Origin of the sequence: Mariniflexile sp. AS56, from assembly GCF_030552475.1 — a bacterium.
Classification (GTDB): domain Bacteria; phylum Bacteroidota; class Bacteroidia; order Flavobacteriales; family Flavobacteriaceae; genus Mariniflexile.
In genome coordinates, this window is sequence record NZ_JAUPED010000003.1 from 190,250 (window position 1) to 212,085 (window position 21,836).

General features: G+C 35.0%; 11 protein-coding genes. All 11 read left to right on the forward strand.

The features are described from left to right. Positions 1 to 54 precede the first annotated feature (54 nt). The 11 genes from Q5N74_RS05255 to Q5N74_RS05305 all read left to right on the forward strand — a co-directional run bounded on the left by Q5N74_RS05255 (position 55) and on the right by Q5N74_RS05305 (position 21,794). Positions 55 to 987: an alpha/beta hydrolase gene (locus tag Q5N74_RS05255; RefSeq protein ID WP_304387683.1), complete on the forward strand. Its 933-nt coding sequence runs from the start codon at positions 55 to 57 to the stop codon at positions 985 to 987. Positions 988 to 2,193: 1,206 nt separating this feature from the next. Next, positions 2,194 to 5,406 (forward strand): TonB-dependent receptor, encoded by a 3,213-nt coding sequence (locus Q5N74_RS05260; protein WP_304387684.1) that lies wholly within the window; start codon positions 2,194 to 2,196, stop codon positions 5,404 to 5,406. A 10-nt stretch (positions 5,407 to 5,416) separates the two neighbouring features. Next, positions 5,417 to 7,318 carry a RagB/SusD family nutrient uptake outer membrane protein gene (locus tag Q5N74_RS05265; protein ID WP_304387685.1) on the forward strand — a complete coding sequence of 634 codons (1,902 nt, stop codon included), beginning with the start codon at positions 5,417 to 5,419 and terminating at the stop codon, positions 7,316 to 7,318. 29 nt (positions 7,319 to 7,347) lie between these two features. Continuing rightward, a complete protein-coding gene (locus Q5N74_RS05270) occupies positions 7,348 to 8,568 on the forward strand; it encodes a DUF4959 domain-containing protein (protein ID WP_304387686.1) in 1,221 nt (406 codons plus the stop codon). A gap of 24 nt (positions 8,569 to 8,592) precedes the next feature. Continuing rightward, a complete protein-coding gene (locus tag Q5N74_RS05275; protein ID WP_304387687.1) occupies positions 8,593 to 9,318 on the forward strand; it encodes a DUF4998 domain-containing protein in 726 nt (241 codons plus the stop codon). Positions 9,319 to 9,475: 157 nt separating this feature from the next. Next, positions 9,476 to 11,767 carry a heparinase II/III family protein gene (locus Q5N74_RS05280; protein ID WP_304387688.1) on the forward strand — a complete coding sequence of 764 codons (2,292 nt, stop codon included), beginning with the start codon at positions 9,476 to 9,478 and terminating at the stop codon, positions 11,765 to 11,767. Positions 11,768 to 12,022: 255 nt separating this feature from the next. Further along, positions 12,023 to 14,566: a T9SS type A sorting domain-containing protein gene (locus Q5N74_RS05285; RefSeq protein ID WP_304387689.1), complete on the forward strand. Its 2,544-nt coding sequence runs from the start codon at positions 12,023 to 12,025 to the stop codon at positions 14,564 to 14,566. Between the two features lie 194 nt (positions 14,567 to 14,760). Continuing rightward, positions 14,761 to 16,845, forward strand: a complete 2,085-nt coding sequence (locus Q5N74_RS05290; protein ID WP_304387690.1) for a carbohydrate-binding protein — start codon at positions 14,761 to 14,763, stop codon at positions 16,843 to 16,845. 12 nt (positions 16,846 to 16,857) lie between these two features. After that, positions 16,858 to 17,853: a kelch repeat-containing protein gene (locus Q5N74_RS05295; protein ID WP_304387691.1), complete on the forward strand. Its 996-nt coding sequence runs from the start codon at positions 16,858 to 16,860 to the stop codon at positions 17,851 to 17,853. Between the two features lie 45 nt (positions 17,854 to 17,898). Further along, entirely contained in the window at positions 17,899 to 20,631 is a 2,733-nt protein-coding gene (locus Q5N74_RS05300) for a six-hairpin glycosidase (RefSeq protein ID WP_304387692.1), read from the forward strand. Positions 20,632 to 20,684: 53 nt separating this feature from the next. Next, positions 20,685 to 21,794 (forward strand): hypothetical protein, encoded by a 1,110-nt coding sequence (locus tag Q5N74_RS05305; protein WP_304387693.1) that lies wholly within the window; start codon positions 20,685 to 20,687, stop codon positions 21,792 to 21,794. Positions 21,795 to 21,836: the final 42 nt, after the last annotated feature.

Genomic DNA, 21,836 nt, shown 5'->3' on the forward strand with positions numbered 1-21,836 from the left:
TAAGCTAAGTTACTTATTTGAAAAAGCGCTACGGTATTAATTTAATTTTTTTATATGAAATCAATCTCAATTACTATATCATTTTATACTGTTTTTTTACTTTCTAGTTTATCATGGTTACAGGCTCAAAATTCTGCTGATCATGGATTTATTGAAGGTGTTAATTTCAAAAAGAACGTGGTATACAAAACGGTTGATGGCACTCAGTTAGTGCTGGATATTCTATATCCAAATGCGGATAAAATGAAGGAAAGTAATCCATGGATGCTATTCACTCATGGAGGAGGATGGGCAGGTGGTAATAAAGATAATATATATAAACCAGCCTTTTTGGGCACTTTGCAAAACCTACTGGATAATGGGGTTGTGTGTGCTACTATTCAATATCGATTGGCAAAAGCTCCAGTAACATCTTATGAATCTGTTACAGATTGTAAAGATGCTGCTAGGTTTCTGCTAAAAAACGCAGAAAAATATAAATTACATGAAGAAAATTATGGAATTTGGGGTGGTTCAGCAGGCGGGCATCTAAGTTTAGTGACTGCCTTAGTGCCAGATAAACATTTTCCGGGTGATGAAAGTTTAGCTGACATTCATCCAAATTACAAATGTGTAGCGTCTTTTTTTCCTTTTACATCTTGTTTAAATGAAGAAATAAGACCTGGATCCATTTTTGCGGATGGTAAACTTTTTAATCGTCTTTTAGGCGGTTCATTAGAAGAAAAACCAGAATTGGCACATATATTAAGCCCAACGGAGTTTTTAGATGCAAACAGCCCTCCAATTTTATTGGTACATGGTGATAAAGACACCACGCTTCCTATTATTAATTCACAATACATGGTGAAAGTGGCTAAGGAAAAAAATGCGGATGTTGAATTATTGACCATTAAAAACGGGCCTCATAGTTTGTCTGGAAATATCTCGCCAACACACCAAGAAATGGGGCGTTATATTAGCAACTTTATTCTTTCACACTTAGAATAGCCTTTTGATGTCATGTGATTTTTCAGTTTCAATAAAACGATAAATAAGCAATAGATTGTTTTGTGGCTTATAACTCCATAAGCTTCAATGCAATAATCTCTAAATGTTTATAGCAAAATACTTATTGTAAATGAAAAAATTATATTTATCATTCTTTTTACTGACCTCTCTTTGTGTTTTCTCACAGAAATTATTTGATTATACGTCTTAAGTAGGTTATGATGTTAACTTGCCTAAAATACCATGGTACAAAACATGGACTCTACATTTTTAAGTTTTAAAGCCACTTTTACATTACGAAGAATTTCAGACAATAAAAAAGTCATTAAAAGAACCGTTCCAAACCAGATTGGGACGCAATGGTTGAAACAGTAACGAACGGTTTTGAAGCAGATGGTTAATTCAAACTTACAAGATCAAATAAGGTAACAAATTTACCTACTGTTTTCGGCGATGAAGGCTGTATTCATCACCCTGCTGGTTGGATTAGTGGACTAACACGTTTGTACTATTATCAGAAAAAATAATGAACGCTATTAAAACCGGAATACATCAAAAAATAGAATTTAGAATAACGGTTTTATTGGTTGAATGAAATAGTGTAAGGCTCATTTTAATTCGACAAATAAATAAATGAAACCCTTTGTTATAAAAGGTTATTAAAGGAGTTTTATTAAAAGAAAGATAACATAAAGTGTTGCGTTATTTGTAACCCTGAATGTTATCTTTTTTTTGTGAAATAAGCATGAAAGTTATACGCTGAAAGTATTCAAAAAATAGAGTTGTTAATTTTAATTGTAATGCTCTTGTTGGTTTTAAGTTTTTTGAGAAATATCGTTTATAATTAAAATATTATTTGCCTTTCAATAGTAGGAGAAAAAATAACATATTTTAAGTACGAAATGACTCATAATTTATAATATATGAACTATAATTTCTATCTGTAAAAAGTAATACTGACTAAGTTTAAACATCTACTTAATACAAAGTTTTAAATAGTATTCTTAAAAATTAATAACCTAATTAAGTAACCAATTACAAAAAACGAATCATTAACTAAATATTGAAAATTTATGGTAGAAAACAACTAAGAAAAAGCTAACTAAAAACAACTAAAAAACAGTATTAAACTAATTTTGTTAAACAAAAAATATGAATAAAATTTATTCTTTAATTCATCTTTTTCGAGCTTGTAAAAGCAATCGAATGAAGATTATTAAATCAATAGTAGTATGTTCTTTATTTATTTCAAAAGGCTACGCCCATTCAAACACTTCCTTAAGTCCTAATGTTTCATTAAATGAAACTGAAAAAGGACAACTAATTAAAGATGTGCAATCTCAAATAACAGGGAATGTGATAGACCAAACAGGTATGCCACTGCCTGGGGTTAATATTATTGTAAAAGGGACTAGTACAGGAATGTTAACCGATTTTGATGGGCAGTTTACCATTAAGGCAGTAAAAGGGAATGTTTTAGAGTTCTCTTATTTAGGTTACAAAACCCAAAGTGTAACGGTAGGCTCTGGTACCGTAATTAACGTAACTATGCAAGAAGACATAGAGAGTCTTGGCGAAGTTGTTGTTGTAGGTTATGGTCAACAAACTAAAGTAAGTTTAGTGGGGTCAATCACGCAGGTGAAACCAGCAGAATTAAAAATCCCGTCAAGCAATTTAACAACAGCTTTAGCGGGTCGTGTAGCGGGAGTTATTGCATTTCAAAACTCAGGAGAACCAGGACAAAATAACGCCGATTTCTTTATTCGTGGTGCCACAACATTCGGTATTCGTCAAAGTCCATTAATTTTAATTGATGGTGTTGAGTTGACAACGAATGATTTAGCACGTTTAAATACCGATGATATTGAGAGTTTTTCAGTGTTTAAAGATGCAACAGCAACAGCTATATATGGTGCTAGGGGTGCTAATGGTGTGATAGCTGTAACAACTAAAACGGGTGAAATAGGAAAAGTTCAAGTGAGTGTGAGATATGAATCAGCCTATTCGCAAGCCACTAAAAACATAGAATTGGCCGATCCAATAACATATTTGCAATTACATGGCGAAGCGGTAAGAACAAGGTTTGACCCTACAGCAACACCTCCTTATGCGCTAAATAAAATAGATAAAACTTTAGCAGGTAATGGAAATCCTTATGTATATCCTGTTACAGATTGGCAAGATGAATTATTAGAAGACTTTACAAACACGCAACGATTAAACTTTAATGTTGCAGGTGGTGGTAAAGTTGCAAGATATTTTGTTGCCGCGGGGATGTCTAAAGATAATGGAATTCTTAAAGTTGATAAACAAAGTAATTTTAATAGTAATATAGATTTAAAGCAATATTATGTGCGTTCTAACATAAATATTGATTTAACAGAAACTACCGAAGCTATAATTAGATTTAATGCTACGGTTGATGATTATACAGGACCGATACCTAGTGGTAGCCAAGTTTATAACATGATTAACCGTACCAATCCTGTTAGGTTTCCTGCTTATTACGCACCTGATGCTGCAAATGAATTTACTGAGCATCTTTTGTTTGGAAATCAAGACGATGGTAGTGGTTCTGCAAATTACCTTAACCCGTATGCAGAGCTAGTTCGTGGGTATCGTGATTATAGTAGGTCACTTAACGTGATTCAAATAGAATTAAAACAAGATTTAAAAGGTATTCTACCCGGACTAAGCTGGAGAGGTTTAGCAAATATGAATCGTACATCTTCATATGGGTTAAATAGAGCTTATGATCCATACTACTACGGTATGGGCTTGTATAATCCTGTAGATGATAGTTATACATTAACACCTTTAAACGAAGGGACTGAGACTTTAAATTTTAATGAGTCTAATGCAGATAGAAGTGTAAACTCTGTAATGTATTTAGAATCTGCTATTAACTATGCTCAGACATTTAAGGAAAAACATGCTGTGTCTGGTTTATTAGTAGGTATCATGAGAGAAGCTGTAGATGGTAATGCTTCGGAATTACAATTATCTTTACCAAGTAGAAATATAGGAGTGTCAGGTCGTTTCACATATGGTTACGATAAACGATATTTCACAGAATTTAACTTTGGTTATAACGGTTCAGAACGTTTTGCTAAAAGCAATAGATTTGGGTTTTTCCCATCTGTAGGTGCTGGATGGGTTATTTCGAATGAAGATTTTTGGAACTTTGATTTCATAAACAGGTTTAAATTAAGAGGTTCTTATGGTATTGTTGGTAATGATGCCATTGGTAGTTCAAGTGATAGATTCTTCTATTTATCGAATGTTAATTTGAGAGATGGCGGTAAAAGTGTTCGATTTGGAACAGATGGCGGTTTTTACAGTGAGGGTGTTTCGATAAGTCGTTATGCAAATCCTGATGTTACTTGGGAGAAATCTTATAAACAGAATTATGGGTTCGAAATGAATTTATTTAAAGATGCTATTCAATTTCAAGCAGAACTTTTTAAAGAAAACAGAACAGATATTTTACAATCTCGTGCTTACATACCTTCGTTGTTAGGGTTACAATCTGATATTAAAGCGAATATTGGAGAAGCTAAATCACATGGTTTTGAACTTACGCTAGATGTTAATCACCAATTCAATAAAGATCTTTGGGTACAATTCACAGGAAACTATGTAGATACTAAAAGTAAATTTGTTAATTATGAAGAGCCAGATTATTTAGCTTCAGGAGTGCCATGGAGATCGCGTGAGGGGCAAACTATAAATCAAGGATATGGCTTGATTGCTGAAAGACTTTTTGTTGATGAGGCTGATGTAGCAAATTCGCCACTTCAAGGTTTTGGAGAGGTTATGGCCGGAGATATAAAGTATAAGGATGTTAATGGAGATGGACAAGTAACAGAATTAGATATTGTTCCAATAGGAGAGTCTATGCAACCTGAAATTAGTTATGGGTTTGGTTTTTCTGTTGGTTATAAAGGGTTTGATGTATCTGCCTTCTTTCAAGGCTTAGATCGCTTTTCTTTCTATATAGATTCAAACAAATTAACCCCATTTGCTGATACAGATACAAGTGGTGATTATTTATCAGGAAAAACAGCAGAGAATCAAATTTTACAAGCATTTGCTGATGATCATTGGTCTGAGGATAATCAAAATAGCTATGCTTTATGGCCACGTTTATCAACTACAGCAATCTCAAATAATAACCAAACAAGTACTTGGTGGATGCGAGATGGTGCCTTTATGAGACTAAAATCATTAGAAATTGGTTATAATTTTGAGCCTAAAAAAGGAGGTCCTTTCGGTATGGCTACTGTAAGAATGTATCTTAGTGGTAATAACTTAGTGCATTGGAGTCAATTTAAACTTTGGGATCCGGAGTTAAGAGGTAACGGATTAAATTATCCTTTACAAAGGGTAGTGAATATAGGTCTTAAAGTTAATTTGTAATATTAAAACTATGAAAACAAAAAAAATAAAGTACTTTATATCTTCCATAATAATGGCATGCTTCTTTTCGTGCGATTCTTATATAGATGTGGTACCAGATAATATAGCAACTATAGATATTGCTTTTAATAATAGAGATAATGCAGAGCGCTTTTTCTATACTTTATATCATTACATGCCCAGTCATGGAAACGTTAACGCAAACCCAGGGCTTATTGGAGGTGATGAGGTATGGATAAACCCAATATCCGGTAACGGCCTAGGTGCCTTTAAAATGACTCAAGGCTTTCAAAATGTTGTGAGTCCAGAACTTAATTGGTGGAGCGGCTATAGCAACGACATGTTTGTTGGATTGAGAGATTGTAACATTTTTCTAGAAAATATTGATAGACCTAGAGATTTAATCGAAGAGGAAAAAACAAGATGGATAGCCGAAACAAAGTTTTTAAAAGCTTATTATCATTTTTGGTTACTTCGCATGTACGGTCCAATTCCTATTATAGATCAAAATACGCCGGTTGGTGCAAGTGTAGAGGAAGTGCGTTTAGAACGTGATAAAGTTGATGATGTTGTAAATTATATTGTATCTTTATTAGATGAGGCCATGGTAGATTTACCACCATTTATAGCAGTTCCTGCTTTAGAGTTAGGAAGAGCAACACAACCAATCGCAGCATCAATAAAAGCACAGGTTTTGGCCTTTGCAGCAAGTCCATTACTAAACGGGAATCCTGCTTATTCTAATTGGGTTAACAATGCTGGAGAACCATATGTAAATCAAACGTTTGATATTACAAAATGGGAAAAAGCAGCTGAAGCAAGTGCCGAAGCAATCATGTTATCAGAAGAAAACGGACATAGCTTGTATAAATCTAATGGGTCTGCTCAATTTACATTGTCGGATTCTACAATTACAAAATTAAGTATAAGAGAAGCCGTTTCAAAAAGATGGAATCCCGAGATTATTTGGGGAAACCAAAATTCAAATGCATCTGGTTTACAAAGTATGTCTTTCGTAAAAGCAGATCCAAGCCTAACACCTGAGGAATTAGGGCAGGCAGCAACGAATTGGTCTCCAACATTAACTATGGCAGAATTATTTTATTCTGATAATGGAGTTCCTATTGAAGAAGATTTAGCTTATGATTATGCAGGAAGGTATGGTGTGAAAACAGCAGGAAGCGATCATAGGTATTACATTGAAGAAGGATATCAAACAGCATCTTTACATTTTAATAGAGAACCTAGATTTCATGCCTCTTTAGGTTTTGACGGAAGTAAAATATATGGAATGGGACAGGTGAATGATAAAAGTATATTCACTATTAAATCTAAAAACGGACAACCAGCATCGGGATCTAATGATAGAAATTATAGTGTAACAGGATATTATGCTAAAAAATTAATAAATTTAGAAGATATAATATCTGGTGGATCTTGGAGAGTTAATGCATACCCATTTCCTGTTATCAGATTGTCTGATATGTATTTGCTATATGCAGAATGCTCAAATGAAGCATATGGGCCATCTGCCGAGGTTTATGATAATATAGATATTGTACGAGAAAGAGCCGGTTTAGATGGTGTTGTAGCTTCTTGGGCAGCACACTCTAATAATCCATCAAAACCTAACTCAAAGGAAGGATTAAGAGAAATTATTCATCAGGAGCGCTTAATAGAATTATCATTTGAAGGGCACCGATTCTGGGATTTAAGAAGATGGTTGAAGGCGCAAACTTATTTAGATGGTACAGAAATGAAGGGGTGGTCTATAAAAGCATCGACAGTAGTAGATTATTATAAGGTAACACTTGTAGGGAAAACTGCTTTTAGTCAAAAAAACTATTTCTGGCCTATTAAAGAGAGTGATTTATTAGTTAACCCTAATTTAGATCAAGCTCCAGGTTGGTAATTCTAATATTAACATTTAAATAAAATATTATGAAAAATTTAAAATTGTTTATTTTATCTTTTTGCATGGCAACGACCATATGGAGTTGTGATGAAGATACCGTAAGACCATTAATTATAGACGATGGTATGGCTCCTGGTAGTGTTATAAGCGTAACTGTTGAAAATTTCCCAGGGGGATCGAAACTATCATATAATTTACCTAACGATAGCGATCTGCTTTATGTGGCCGCAGAATTTAATAGAAGAGAAAATAGCGAAGTAAGTGTCGTGAAATCGTCTGTTTTTAGTAACAGTTTAATAGTTGAAGGTTTTGCAGAAGAGAAAGCTTATGAAGTGCGATTATATTCGGTAGACCAAAGCGAAAACAGATCAGAACCAGTTTTAGTAACCATAAATCCAGAGAAAGCACCTATAGATTATGTGTGTGAAAGTATGGAGGCTTTTCCAGATTTTGGAGGGATTCACTTGTTTTGGGAAAACCCATTTGAAGGTTTGGTGTCTATAGAAATATCGGCTATCGATGAGTATGGGTTACCTCAATTACAAGATGTATTTTATACAGAAAGCTTGGAAGGGGATTTTGCTGTTAGAGGTTTTGATACTTCAGAGCGTGACTTTATTGTTATTGTTAAAGACAGGTTCGGTAACGTGTCCAAAACAAAAACATATACATTGTCACCTCTATTCGAAGCGCTGCTTGAAAGAACGAATTACCAGGCAATTTATCAAAAACATGATACGCCAGATGCTTACGGTTGGGTTTTAAGTAGGGTTATTGATGGAAGTATTGGTAAGAATAATGGATTTCATTCAGGACCAGGTTGGACTGATGATTTAGGAGAGTTACCCGAATATTTAGGTCAAAATGTACATATGTTCACCATTGATTTGGGAGTTAATGTTAAACTTAGTAGAATCAAATGGTTTGATAGAACTGATTATGAATTCCGTCATGGTAATCCTAGGCTTTATGATATTTGGGGAACGGATACTTTAAATGAAGAAGGAACTCTTGAAGGATGGACCTTGTTAACAGAGAATGGAGAGGTTATCAAACCATCCGGTGATCCTGGTTATGGAGTGAAAACAGCTGCAGATATTGAAACATCGAAACAAGGTTGGGATGCCGTTGCAAATTCATCAGCTCCTCCTGTTCGCTTTATACGTTTTGTAAATAAGCAAAATTGGTTAGGCTCTACCTTTGTTCATATGTCAGAATTAGAGGCTTATGGTCAAATAATAAACTAAATAGGTCACTATTAAAAATATAATATGATAGAAAAAATGATTAAAAAAAATATAAGATTACTTAGCCATATTTTATTGTTGGCGGTAATAACCACATGCTGTTTTTCATGTGAAACAGATTTATATGAAACATATAGTGAATACGCGGGTGAGAATGTGGTGAGTGTAGGTTCTCCAGATTCCTTAAGTGTTGAGTCTGGTTTTGAGAAATTACTATTTAAAGTTTTTATTAATGCCGATCCAAAATTGAAAAAAGGAGTAATTGCCTGGAATCTAGGAGGGAGTGAGAAAACTTTTAATATAGATAGAACCATTTACCAGAATGAAATCGTAGAGGTAGAAGTTGACGTTACAGAAGGGTCTTATGAGTTTTCTGTTTATATGGAAGACGCACATGGCAACAAGTCAAATACAAAGTCTGTTTTCACACAAGTTTTAGGTGAAGAATACCGTGCTTCGTTGGGGAATAGAAGCTTGACGAATGTGAGGTTGTATTCGGAAACTGAAGCGATTGCTTATTGGGAACCAAACACAAACGAATTGTTAATTAAAACTGAATTGACTTATATAAGTGGTGTAGATGGTTTAGAGAAAGTTGTTGTAATTGACGAGTCTGAAGAGACAGTCATTATTCCAGATTTCCTGTCTGAAGGAAGCTTTAGCTATAAAACGTTTTACAAGCCGTCTGTTGATTCTCGTTTTGTTTTTGAAACAGATTCAACTGAAGAAACCTTTCCTGTAAAGCCTTAAAGCGGAAATAGGCGTTTATTAATCATAGTTTACATGAAATGAACCATGATTTAAATGAATTTCAAAAAAATTAAAATAACATTGTTGCAACATTGTATGTTGGCTTCAATGTTATTTTTTTTTTGCCAAAACAATTAGAGTTTATATGTTAGAATTTATGAAAAACAGATTATTACTTATTATTTGTTGCCTATCGGTATTTGGGTTGTTCGCTCAAAACAGAAATTATCTTTTGTATACTGATGACAATATCGTTCGGTTAAAAGATCAAATTAAGACTGATGAGTCTATAAAAAGTAGTTGGAATGAGCAATACAAAAAAGCCAAAGAATTGCTTAAAAAAGACAAATTAAAGTCTACCGACGGTCTTTTATTAGGTTTGGTTTATAGAATGACTGGCGAAGAAAAATTCGCAAGTAAATTAAAAACATTACTTCTAGATTACACGTCTAAAGACACCTGGGAAGGTAGCACCTTGTTAAAAAGAAATCCGCCATGGCAAGGAGGGTTGGGAACGTCTCATACAAGTTATGATATTGCTGTTGGTTTTGATTGTATTTATAATTATTTGACGGCATCTGAAAAACAACAAATTGCTGAAGACATTGTTCGGTTAGGCATCACGCCAGCAAGATATGATTGGTTAGATCCAGCCACCAATATGCATACTTACGATACTATGGGGCATAACTGGTGGAGCGCCTGTGTTTACATGTCTGGTCTGGCATCTCTTGCTGTTAGGAATGAAATACCTGAAGCAAGAAAATGGGCTCAAGATATTCAAGAAACATCCATTGATTGGCTAAATTATTCAGGAAGTGTTTTACAAAACAAACCACCTACGTTTGATAAGGATGGCGGTTTTTATGAAAGTGTAGGGTATGCCGCTTATGGCACATCTCAATATTTGTTATTTCTTTATGCATATACAAATGTGTTACCTGAAGAACCTAAAATAGAGTCATCTATAATCGATAAAATTGGTGACTTTTTTATAAATACCACTTATTTTGTTGAAGGGGGAAAAGATCTTGCTGTCAATTTTGGCGATTCTAAGATAACTGCTAATGGCGATAGAATAGTAAGGTTACTTTGGAATTTAGGATATCAAAACAAAGATTATGCATGGTACATAAATCATGTAACCAACGGTGAGCATAAGGATTCTAATATTGCCGAGGCTTTAATTTTGAATCCTGGTAAAGAAATAAATAATTCAAATTTTTCACCAAACCGACCTAAATCAACGCTATATCAAGATATGGGTTGGGCAACATTGCGAAATTCATGGGGTGATAATGCTACTATGCTAGCCGTAAAATCTGGATTTACATGGAATCACGCCCATGCAGATGCAGGTTCCTATATTTTATTTCATAATGGCAAAAATTTAATAATAGATTCAGGCACAGGGAGTTATTTGAATCCGTTATTTACAGAATATTATTGTCAAAGTGAAGCTCATAATGTGGTGATGTTCGATGGAGAGGGGCAAAATAGAAACGATCCGTACTTTGGAAGTGTCCATTCAGGCGGTCTTCATAATTTAGTTGAAGGGCAAGATTTTAAATATCTATTGGCCAATGCCACGGGGCCTTATTCACATATTTTAGCTCGTAATTATCGTAATTTTATTTGGGTAGGCGAAGTTATTTTGGTGATAGATGATTTGTTAGCTTATGAACCTGGGCAATTTGAATGGTTATTGCATTATAACGGGGAGTCTACTTTAAAAGGAGGTATCGATTTAACGATTAAGGATGAAGATGCCAAGGTATTGGTACGTCCGTTATTCCCAGAAACTTTTCCTCCGGGAGGCGAACGCCCTCATGACTTTCCAGAGCATATGCGATTAAAAGAAAAGATAGGGTATGAAGACCATCAACCAGATGTTAAAAAACCATATTGGTCCATCAGTCATTTTGAAAAAACAACGCGAACTAAATTTGTAACCGCCATTACTTTAGAAACGCCTGAAAATGAAAAGAAGCTTCCGGTAATTACTAAAGATGAAGGGAAGGGGTTTTTAAAAGTTTCAATTACTCAAAACGGAACAACCACTGTTGTATATTTTAATTTATTAGCAGATGGCCGATTGAAACACAGAAATAGTTTAATAAATATAGAAGGTTGGGAAACCGATGCTTATTTAACCGTGTTAAAATTTAAAGAAGGTGAAGACCAAACCAAAATTGAAAACCTTGAAGAATTATTTATTGGTCACGGTAGTTATCTGCGTCGCGATGGACAGGTTTTAGTCCATGCACTTTCAAAATATACGGCTTTGGTTGAAGATTTTAAATCAAAGCCAAGCGTTATTTTTCAGGGGCAACCACATGCAACATTTAGCTTATTCAGTTCAAAATATAAATCGGCTTTAGATGTAAATACAGTTAGTGTAAAAGGAAGTTATGATGCTGAAAATAAATTGACTAAAATTCGATTGTAATTAATCAACCAATATTCAATGGCTTAAAAGTAATTAAATAAAAACAATAAGAAAAAGCACCTTTTATAGTTAATAGGTGCTTTTTTTTTGGGGTTTAAACAAGGTGTAGGGTTTTATTGTCAAAAACACATGTTTTGTGTTAAAATTTTATTATTTTAATAAAAAAGACCGCTATTTTATAGGTTATGAATGATAATTAATAGGTTTTATTGTAGATGTTGAATAGTTTTAGAATTCAACTAAACTTTTTAAACCATGAAAAAAAATTACATTATTAATCAGACGAAGCTACTAATGGTCGTAGCATTATTTTTTGTGCAATTTGTACAATCTCAGGTTACCATTAATTCATTGGCCGAGTTAAAAACGTATATAGTTCAAGATAACATAAATGCAGTCATGACGCCTGGAACCTATTACATTGATTCGACGGTAACAGGTACAGGTAGTTTATTCCCAGATCCTGTTCTTTTCGAGTTTACGGGTTCTAACAGTACATACGATTTTACAGGAGTTACGTTTGAAATTAATACCCAGGTTTTGTCTGATTTTGGCAATGTAGATGTCAACGAGATGCAAATCTTAGGAAATGACCTTGTTCTAAAGAACTTAACCATTGAAGATATTGGGATGGCAGCTCCCACAAAACGTGCACAAAGCATTGTTATGGATGGGAGAGATAATAGAATAGAGGGCTTTCATTTAACCATTAGAGGTTCTTATCCGTATGGTTATGGAGATGCTTTTGGTAAAGGAGGAGGTTCTGTTATTGCTCATAAAAAGCATTCCGGAATTTTAATACGAGGTCTTCGTAATCATCTTAAAGACTGTAATATAATTTCGCGTTCTTATGGGCATATCGTTTTTATGCAAGCTGCAAGTTACCCTACTGTAGAAGGCTGTTATATAGAAGGTGAAATGCGTACAACTGATGATATGTTAAGTGAAACATCAGGTCCTGCATTCGATGTCGGTTTTATGACGGTTTGGGGTTACACGCTTCCAGCTGGTTATATGATGAGTTTACAAGAAGCCGGAATTAGAGCCTATAACGCGGGTACAACTTATATTGATGGTGTTGAAATACAACGAGCAACCGATAATCCAACCGTTTTAAATTGTACTATTAAAAATGCCAGAACAGGTGTAACTTTAGCGCATGCTAATGGAACAAAATATGTTGAAGGCTGTACCGTTTTAGGTAGCGAAAATGGATATTCAATTGGAGATGGTATTGTTGTGAATTGTGGAGCCGATGCTATTTATGGGCCAGTTTACAAAAATGCATACGCCAGCGATACGGGTTATAATGCCGATATAACAATTTTGCCTCCTAGTGCGCCGTATTACAATGGGCATAAAGCGGTGGCTTATGTTGGTGGTAAAGAACATAACTTAACATTTCGTTCTAATGAAGTAAGTTTTCCGAGTGACTTAAAAATAATGATGGCTGGAGATTTGCAGGGTTTAAGAGTTTTAAATGGGAGTAATGCATCACAAAACAACCATACAGTTAACGATGTTTTCTTAAAGAATATGACTAATTTCCCCGTTGTTTTACATGCTGATGCGACCAATAATGTTGTTCAAGAATGCGACACTTCTGATGTGATAAATAATGGAACAGGTAATACCATCTCTTCTATAAATTGTAATTCATTAAATCTAGCCTTAACTGGTGGAGCTGTTCAATCTACTACAGATTATGGAGGGTTAGCGAATAGAGCTATTGATGGAAACACTAATGGGAATTTCGGGTCGGGTTCTGTTACACATACCAATCCGGCTGATACCGATGCTTGGTGGCAAGTAAGTTTAGCTACAGAAGCAGCCATTGGTGATATTATAATTTATAACAGAACAGGACAGCAAAGTTATATCGACCGACTTTCAGATTTTGCAGTGTATGTTTACGATACCAATGGTACGGAAACCTTCTCGCAAACCTTTGCCAACGATCCTCCAAACCCTTCAAAAATTATAGATGCAGGAGGAGCTATGGGGAAAATAATTAAAATAGTTCAATTAGATAATACCGTGGCGCTTTCTATAGCTGAAGTAGAGGTTTATGAATATGTAGCTCCAACAATAGTGACGCTTACAATTCAAGAAAACGAAACCGGATTTTGTGGTGTTGAAGGTACAGTAGATAGTAATCATTCGGGGTATACAGGAACAGGATTTTCCAATACAACAAACAACTTGGCATCAGGTATCGATTGGACTATAGACGGAGATGCTGGAGATTACACCTTTCTTTGGCGTTATGCAAGTTCTTCAAATAGACCGGCAGATTTAATTGTTAATGGAGTTACTGTTTTAAGCGGTATAACATTCAACGCTACAGGAGGCTGGAGTTCATGGCTTACACAGTCGGTAACCGTAAACTTAGGGGCTGGTGTTAAAAATATTAGATTGGAAGGTGCTGGTAATTCAGGATTGGGAAATATAGACTATTTAGAAGTAACAGGCCCTAATGCAGCGGTGGCAACTTGCCCTTCGTCAGCGAAGTTGGTGAGTTCAAAAACATTATCAACTAATACTATTGAAAAATTAAAATTCGATGTATACCCGAACCCAGTGGTAAACGAGTTTACGGTTTCATTAAAGAATTCTAATTTAAATTTAGATAAATCTATAATTAGAATATATGCGATTAATGGACAAAAGGTTAAGGAGTTTAAAGTGTTAAATGCTTCGGAAATAAAATTAAATGTCTCTCAATTAAATAGTGGATTTTATCTTCTAAAAATTAGTGATGATGTAAATAGTGTGTCTAAAAAGTTAATTAAACTATAGGAATATTATTTGAATAATTTTTTTAAGGCTACCTAACTAATTGTTAGGTAGTTTTTTTTTTGTAAGTAAGCCTTCTTACAATTTCAGATCTAGGCTGTTCGTAATGACCCATAAATTATAGTTTTTACATCATAATTTATATGCTGTAAATTCATTAATAATTAGTTTTATGATGCAACTAAGCCATTCTGAAAATGAAAAAAAACGACATTATAAAGCAAACAAAATGGCTAATTATAGCCTTGTTTTGTGTGCAATTTGTACAATCTCAAGTAACCATTAGTTCTATTGCAGAATTAAATAACTTGCTAGCTCAAGATAATGTTAACGCAGTTATGACTCCGGGAACTTATAACATTGGGCCAGCAGACGTAACATCGGGTTTACTTCCAAACCCTACATTATTTGAATTCTCAGGATCTAATTGTACTTACGATTTTACAGGTGTAACCTTTGAATTCGATACGAATATTTTCCGATCTTTTGGTAACGTAGAAGTTATAGAAATGCGCGTTGCGGGCGCTAATAATGTGATCAAAAACCTAAAAATGGAAGACATTGGTAGTGTGACACCTTATAGAACTGCCTTAGGAATTCAGTTTGATGGCTTAGACAATAGAATAGAGGGTATTCACATGACGGTAAGAGGTTCATACCCTTATGGCTATGGCGATATTTTTGGTAAAGGTTCAGGGTATGTTATTAAACATTTTAAGCATTCTGCTATTTTAGTTCGCGGAGAACGAAATCATATTAAAAATTGTACCATTATTCATAGAGCTTATGGTCATGGTATTTTCTGCCAAGGTTCTATAGATGCTTTAATTGAAGGAACGTATTTAGAAGGTGAAGTACGTAGCACCGATGATGTTTTGGCAGAAGCAGGAAGCGGTTCCGCTGCCGATGAAAAAGATTTTATGACCGTTTGGGGGCATCGTCTTCAACCAGGTTGGATGTTTAGTTTACAAGAAGATGGTATTAGAGCCTATAATAATGGCTCCCACCATATTACAGGAGAATCAATAAGTACAAGAAACATGCGTGTTATTGATTGTACAATTAATAAAATGAGATCTGGTATCACAATTGGTTTTTGTGATAATGAAAAATACGTTGAAAATTGTGAAGCAATAGGAACAGAAGGTGCCTTTTGGGTAGGTAATGGTGGCGAAATTGTGAACTCTAGAGGTGATGGCGCTTACGGACCTTTATACGCCTCTGCTTATCAAACGGATAACACAAGTAAGGTTGATATAACCGTTATTGATAGTGAATATGATGTTTATGGTACCCATCCTCTTTTGTTTTTAGGTGGAAGCGGACATAATATTTCTTTAAAAAGTACGGAAACAACTAAAAAAGAGGCTTACAAAATATTTGTTGCGGGTGTTCGTGAAGGAATGCGTTATAGTGACACGGTTGATGCTACCTATTTCGATCAATCTGCAAGTAATGTTACCTTAAGCAATGCGAGTGGATATCCTATAGTGCTTGAAGAACGTTGTACAAATGCTACTATTCATACTTGTGGAACGGTAACCGATAATGGAACTGATAATTCGGTAACTTTATTTGCCGACTGTGCAGATGTGGATCCTAATAATTTATGCCCTAAAACAGCGGCCTTAATGGAAGGCGAATGCTATGATAGTATGCTTGGAGTGCAATCTGAAACCTGTGCAGAAGGTGGTTTAAATATTGGTTATTTAGATGAAAATGATTGGGTAAAGTTTAGTGCTATTGATTTATCAGGAATGGCATCAGTAAAAGCAAGAACCTCAAGTAAGTATTCCGGAGGGTTTATTGAAGTGCGTTTAGATGCTACAGATGGGGCATTAATTGGCAACATACCCGTTAATAACACTAGCGGATGGCAGAATTGGGTAACTAGTGCAGTAGGAATTCAAAGTTTTACAGGGAATATTCATGATGTGTATTTTGTTTTTAAAGGCACAAGAGCAGGTTCTATGTTTAATGTCAATTGGTTCAGTTTTTCAGCGGAATCTTTATCGGCCTCTTCTTTTGAATTAAATAACCAAATAAGCATGTATCCAAATCCAGTTTCAGATATACTGACACTTTCTTTAGCAAATGCAGATTTGAATATTAAACAAACCAAGATCACTTTGTTCAATATTAGTGGTCAAAAAGTGATGGAAATAGCTCCAAAAAGCTTGTCTGAAGTTCGTATTGATGTTTCAGAATTAAATAGCGGTATGTACTTTTTAAAGGTAGGAGACGTATCAAAAACCGGTACTAAAAAAATAATCAAACTATAAAATTAGTAAGCCATGCGATCTTCATTTTTCATATTAATACTTCTTATTTCAACCTTAAATCAAAGTATGTGGGGGCAAAATTTTGAAGATTACAAATGGCAAACCTTGAGTTGTAAAGGCGAACCAGAGGCACGTCATGAAGCAGCTTTTGTGGAGGCGAACAATGCATTTTATTTATTAGGAGGACGTCGAATTCAGGAAGTCTCTGTATTCAATCCAAAAAACAATACATGGACTTCTGGGGCAAAACCGCCTATGGAATTGCACCATTTTCAAGGGGTGTCCTACCAAGGAAATATTTATGTTGTTGGGGCGCATACAGGTAAATATCCTCACGAAACGCCTGTATCAGATGTTTATATCTATAATCCTAAAAAAGACACTTGGACTGCCAGTTTTAAAATGCCGGAGGGCAGACTTAGAGCTTCTACCACCGCAAGTATTTATAAAAACAAGCTCTATATTGCGGGAGGTATTATAGATGGGCATTGGGATGGCCACGTCACTTGGTTTGATTGTTATGATTTTAAAACAAAAACATGGGAACGTTTGCCTGATATTCCACGGTATCGCGATCATGCCACATCGGTGGTTTGTAATGATAAATTGTATCTTTTGGGAGGCAGAGTAACTTCGGGAAAAATAAAAAAGGTATTCGATTTAACCGTTGGAGAAGTAGATGTGTTCGATTTTAAAACAGGCACATGGAGTACGATGGAAACAAAAGTACCAACCGAACGTGCAGGTTGTACAGCGATCACTATTAAAAATAGCATTCTGTTTGCAGGAGGTGAAAGTGTAAAGCAAAAAGAAGCGCATCATGAAGTCGAGTGTTTAGATACCAACACAGGAATATGGAGTACCTTAGCAAATTTACCAGAAGGCCGCCATGGAACTCAACTTATTTGGCATAAAAAACAACTCTATATGGCTTCTGGATGTGGAAATAGAGGAGGTAATCCGGAGTTAAATACCATAATACGTTTTAGTGAAGAGGTTTCTAACTAAACCTAAAATGAATTATCAGATCAATAAAAAAATAGAAGTAAGTATATGAAAAAGACCTTAGTATTAGTGGCATTGATTTCTTTAGGGAGTTTGTCTCACTCACAAATTCCGCTTCCTAATAATTTGGAACAAGGATATCCGCGAATTTATATCACTCAAGATGAGAAAAAGGAGCTTCAAAAAACAATAAAGAAGGAAACTTGGGCTCAAGATGTGCTTAAAGGCATTCATAACAGGATAGATGCGTACGTAGAACAGCATGTGAAAGACCAAAAATGGATGGTCTCTCGTTTACAAATGCACTGGAAAACAAAAGCTGCTAACGTGTATGTGGATGGTATAAATTATTCGCATGCCGATGGGGAAGCACCCGTGCCAACCGTTCGGTTTGTAGGTTCGCGAGATTATACAACGCCTTATGGTACACCAAAACTTGAAGATATTTTACCATATATGGATGATCCTCGTGGTTTGTATTTACCAAACCGTAGTAAAGAAGGTAGCCCTTTTGAGTGGGTAGACCCTTCTAAAACGGGAAGAGTCATTTACTCCATTAATGCGCAAATAATTGAGTTAGCACGTGACGCTGCTTTTATTTATTGGTTAGAAAATGATGTGCGTTACGCAAAGTTTGCTTATGATATTATACATACGTACTTAGAAGGTATGTCCTACAGAAGTGAACCCATTGATTTGCTTAATGGACATATTCAAACGCTTGTTGGTTTTACAAATTTTCAAGTAATACATGAAAACGTCTTAATTGACGTAGCCGAACTTTATGATTATTTACATGAATATATAGAAGCATCTCATGCTGAAAATATCCCTATGTATGATAAAACCATTAAGCGATGGACAGACCAAATCATAAAAAATGGGGTACCACAAAATAACTGGAACCTGCACCAAGCTAAAATTATTTTAAAAGCAGCCATGGTGTTGCAGGATAATAAAAACTATGACGATAAAAAAGGGCGAGAGTATTATATCAATTATATTTTGAATGTGACTTCGGCACGCCAATGGTCCTTAAATAAGTTTATGGATTTTGGTTATGATTTTAATAATGGTGTTTGGGCAGAATGTCCTGGGTATTCACAAGGTGTAACTAAAGATTTAACTCATTTTATAAGTGATTTCGATAATACCTTTAATCACAATATTTTACCATATACTTCGGTAATTCCGAAGGCTGTAAAAATGTTACCACAGTATTTGTTTCCAAATGGGCAAACCGTTGCTTTTGGAGATTCGAATTACAGCGGATTGAGTACAGATGCGATTACAGATTTGATACGTATAGCTCAAAAAAATAAAGATGTAGCACTTGAAAAGGAATTTACAGGGATGTATCGCTTATTTGCAAAGAATTTTGAGGGTTCTGGTAAAGTTAAAGGAAAACCAAGAGCAGATATTTCTTCGTTTTTTCAGAGCAAGCCTTTAGGGTTTAATCCAAAATATGGTGCAGGCAATATAAACGATTACATAACTCAAACTTTTTATGCGCCCAATGTAAGTTGGCATGTGCAACGTATGGGAACTGGAAAAGATGGGATGATGGTTTCATTAAATGCATCCTTAGGAAACCACATGCACGCCAATGGTATCAATATGGAATTGTACGGAAAAGGGTTCGTTCAAGGCGCAGATCCAGGAAAAGGAGCGGGTTATTTACAACCTATTTACCTAGAGTTTTACTCACAGTTTCCAGCACATAATACGGTCATGGTCGATGGTGTTTCTTCTTATACCGAAATGTTTAGTAATCATGCGTTCGATTTAATGGGTGAATATCCAAAATCGGAACAAAAGGAAGGTTATTATTCAAACATCACCTATTCTGATGTGTACTTTTTAGAACCTGAAACTAGAAGTGATCAAAGCCGATTGGTAAGCACCATAAAAACAGGAGCAACCACAGGCTATTATATTGATGTATTCCGTTCTAAAAAACAACGAAAAGGCGATAAATTCCATGATTATTTCTATCATAATTTAGGTCAGAGTATGGAAGTTTTAGATGATTCTGGGAAACCATTAAACCTGTCTCCAACGGAAGGGATGGCATTTGCAGGAGGTTATTTATATGCGTTTGATTATCAATGGGACAAAAAATCCATTAAAACAAACAACGATTATCAAGCACAATGGAAAATTGATAGACCAGAAGGTGAAGAAGACGTATTTATGAATCTTTGGATGAAAGGCTCAGAAAACAGAGAAATATTTTCATTGAAATCACCACCAAACAAAGCATTTAAAGGAAACTCTGGTTTGCCTTATGATGTGGATAAAGCACCTTATTTAACCTTCAATGCAAGACAATTTGGTGAAGCATGGGAGCATCCTTTTGTGTCGGTTTACGAACCATTTACTTCAACAGAAGGCAAAAGTGTTGCGTCTATAAAAAGTTTTGAAGATGAAAACGGAAGTAAAGATTTTGTTGGTTTAAAAATTATAAGTAAATCAGGAAGAGAAGATTTTGTTTTTTCTTCAACCGAAAATAAAACAGCAGCTTATAAAGGCAGCTCTACAGATGCAACATATGCTTTGGTTGGGAACGAAAAAAATGGTGATTTCATCTTATTTATGGGGAATGGAACACAACTTAAAACAAAAGATTTTATCATTTCATCTAAAGAAAAAGGAAATGTGGTAGTTGAAAGAAAAGCCGGGAAACTATTTTTACATAATGAAGTGCCGGTAACGATAACTCATAATAAAAAGGAGCAGCAGTTTAATGTTGGCCCACTTCGGTCTATAGATTTAGATTAAATCAATCCGTTATCGAACTTAGTAAAGTTGTTTTAACTTAATAACATATTTAAATGAAGGGTGTATTTTATTTATCTGTAATATTCTTTATTTCTTTGGGTATCATTCCTGAGAATTTGGAGGGGCAGTCAAAAACCAAACAGCAAACAGCTATTAGTATTCAAGGTGAAAAATTCTTGATTAATGACGTTCCTACCTATAAAGGGCGCAAATGGAAGGGCTATCCTATTGAAGGTTTACTAATGAATTCCAGAATGGTTCAAGGCATATTTGATGACCTTAACCCTGAAACGGCAGGACGATGGACGTATGATGATACCCAAAAATGGGATGCCAATCGAAATACCGATGAATTTATTACAGCTATGGATTCTTGGTATGAAAAAGGCTTGTTGGCATTTACAATCAACATGCAAGGCGGTAGTCCATTAGGTTATGGCAATAAAGGTTGGATTAATTCCGCAATGGATGCTACAGGCGCATTACGACCAGAATACATGGCGCGTTTAGAAAAGATTCTTAACAAGGCTAATGATATGGGTATGGTTGCTATTTTGGGGCTTTACTATTTTGGACAGGACTTTGTGTTAGAAAACGAAACAGCCGTAATTAATGGGGTTGATAACACCATGGATTGGCTTTTTGAGAAAAACTTTAGGAATGTTATCATTGAAGTTAATAACGAATGTGATATCAAATACACACATGAAATTCTTCAACCAGAACGCGTGCACGAACTTATTGAAAGGGTGCAATCTAAAACACAAAACGGATACCGTTATTTAGCAGGAACCAGTTATAGTGGTGGTAAAATTCCTAAAGAGAATGTTGTTACAGTTTCTGATTTTATTTTACTTCATGGAAATGGTGTTCACGATCCGGCCGTAATAACTGAAATGGTTAGTAAAACGAAAGCAGTAGCAGGCTATACGCCCAAACCCATTCTTTTTAATGAGGACGATCATTTTAACTTTAAAGATGCATCAAACAATTTTGTAAATGCTGTAAAAGCATATGCATCTTGGGGATATTTCGATTATAGAATGAAAAATGAAGGTTTTGAAAATGGCTTTCAATCCATTCCTGTAAATTGGGAAATTAGTTCGCCTCGAAAAAAAGCATTTTTCGATAAATTAGAAGCCATTACTGGTGGATTGAAATAGTGTTTTTATGAAACATTTTTGTAATCTCATTCTTTAAAATTA

Coding starts and splice junctions, on each gene's coding strand:
- Q5N74_RS05255 (WP_304387683.1), top strand. CDS start 55: ATGAAATCAATCTCAATTACTATATCATTTTATACTGTTTTTTTACTT.
- Q5N74_RS05260 (WP_304387684.1), top strand. CDS start 2,194: ATGAAGATTATTAAATCAATAGTAGTATGTTCTTTATTTATTTCAAAA.
- Q5N74_RS05265 (WP_304387685.1), top strand. CDS start 5,417: ATGAAAACAAAAAAAATAAAGTACTTTATATCTTCCATAATAATGGCA.
- Q5N74_RS05270 (WP_304387686.1), top strand. CDS start 7,348: ATGAAAAATTTAAAATTGTTTATTTTATCTTTTTGCATGGCAACGACC.
- Q5N74_RS05275 (WP_304387687.1), top strand. CDS start 8,593: ATGATAGAAAAAATGATTAAAAAAAATATAAGATTACTTAGCCATATT.
- Q5N74_RS05280 (WP_304387688.1), top strand. CDS start 9,476: ATGAAAAACAGATTATTACTTATTATTTGTTGCCTATCGGTATTTGGG.
- Q5N74_RS05285 (WP_304387689.1), top strand. CDS start 12,023: ATGAAAAAAAATTACATTATTAATCAGACGAAGCTACTAATGGTCGTA.
- Q5N74_RS05290 (WP_304387690.1), top strand. CDS start 14,761: ATGAAAAAAAACGACATTATAAAGCAAACAAAATGGCTAATTATAGCC.
- Q5N74_RS05295 (WP_304387691.1), top strand. CDS start 16,858: ATGCGATCTTCATTTTTCATATTAATACTTCTTATTTCAACCTTAAAT.
- Q5N74_RS05300 (WP_304387692.1), top strand. CDS start 17,899: ATGAAAAAGACCTTAGTATTAGTGGCATTGATTTCTTTAGGGAGTTTG.
- Q5N74_RS05305 (WP_304387693.1), top strand. CDS start 20,685: ATGAAGGGTGTATTTTATTTATCTGTAATATTCTTTATTTCTTTGGGT.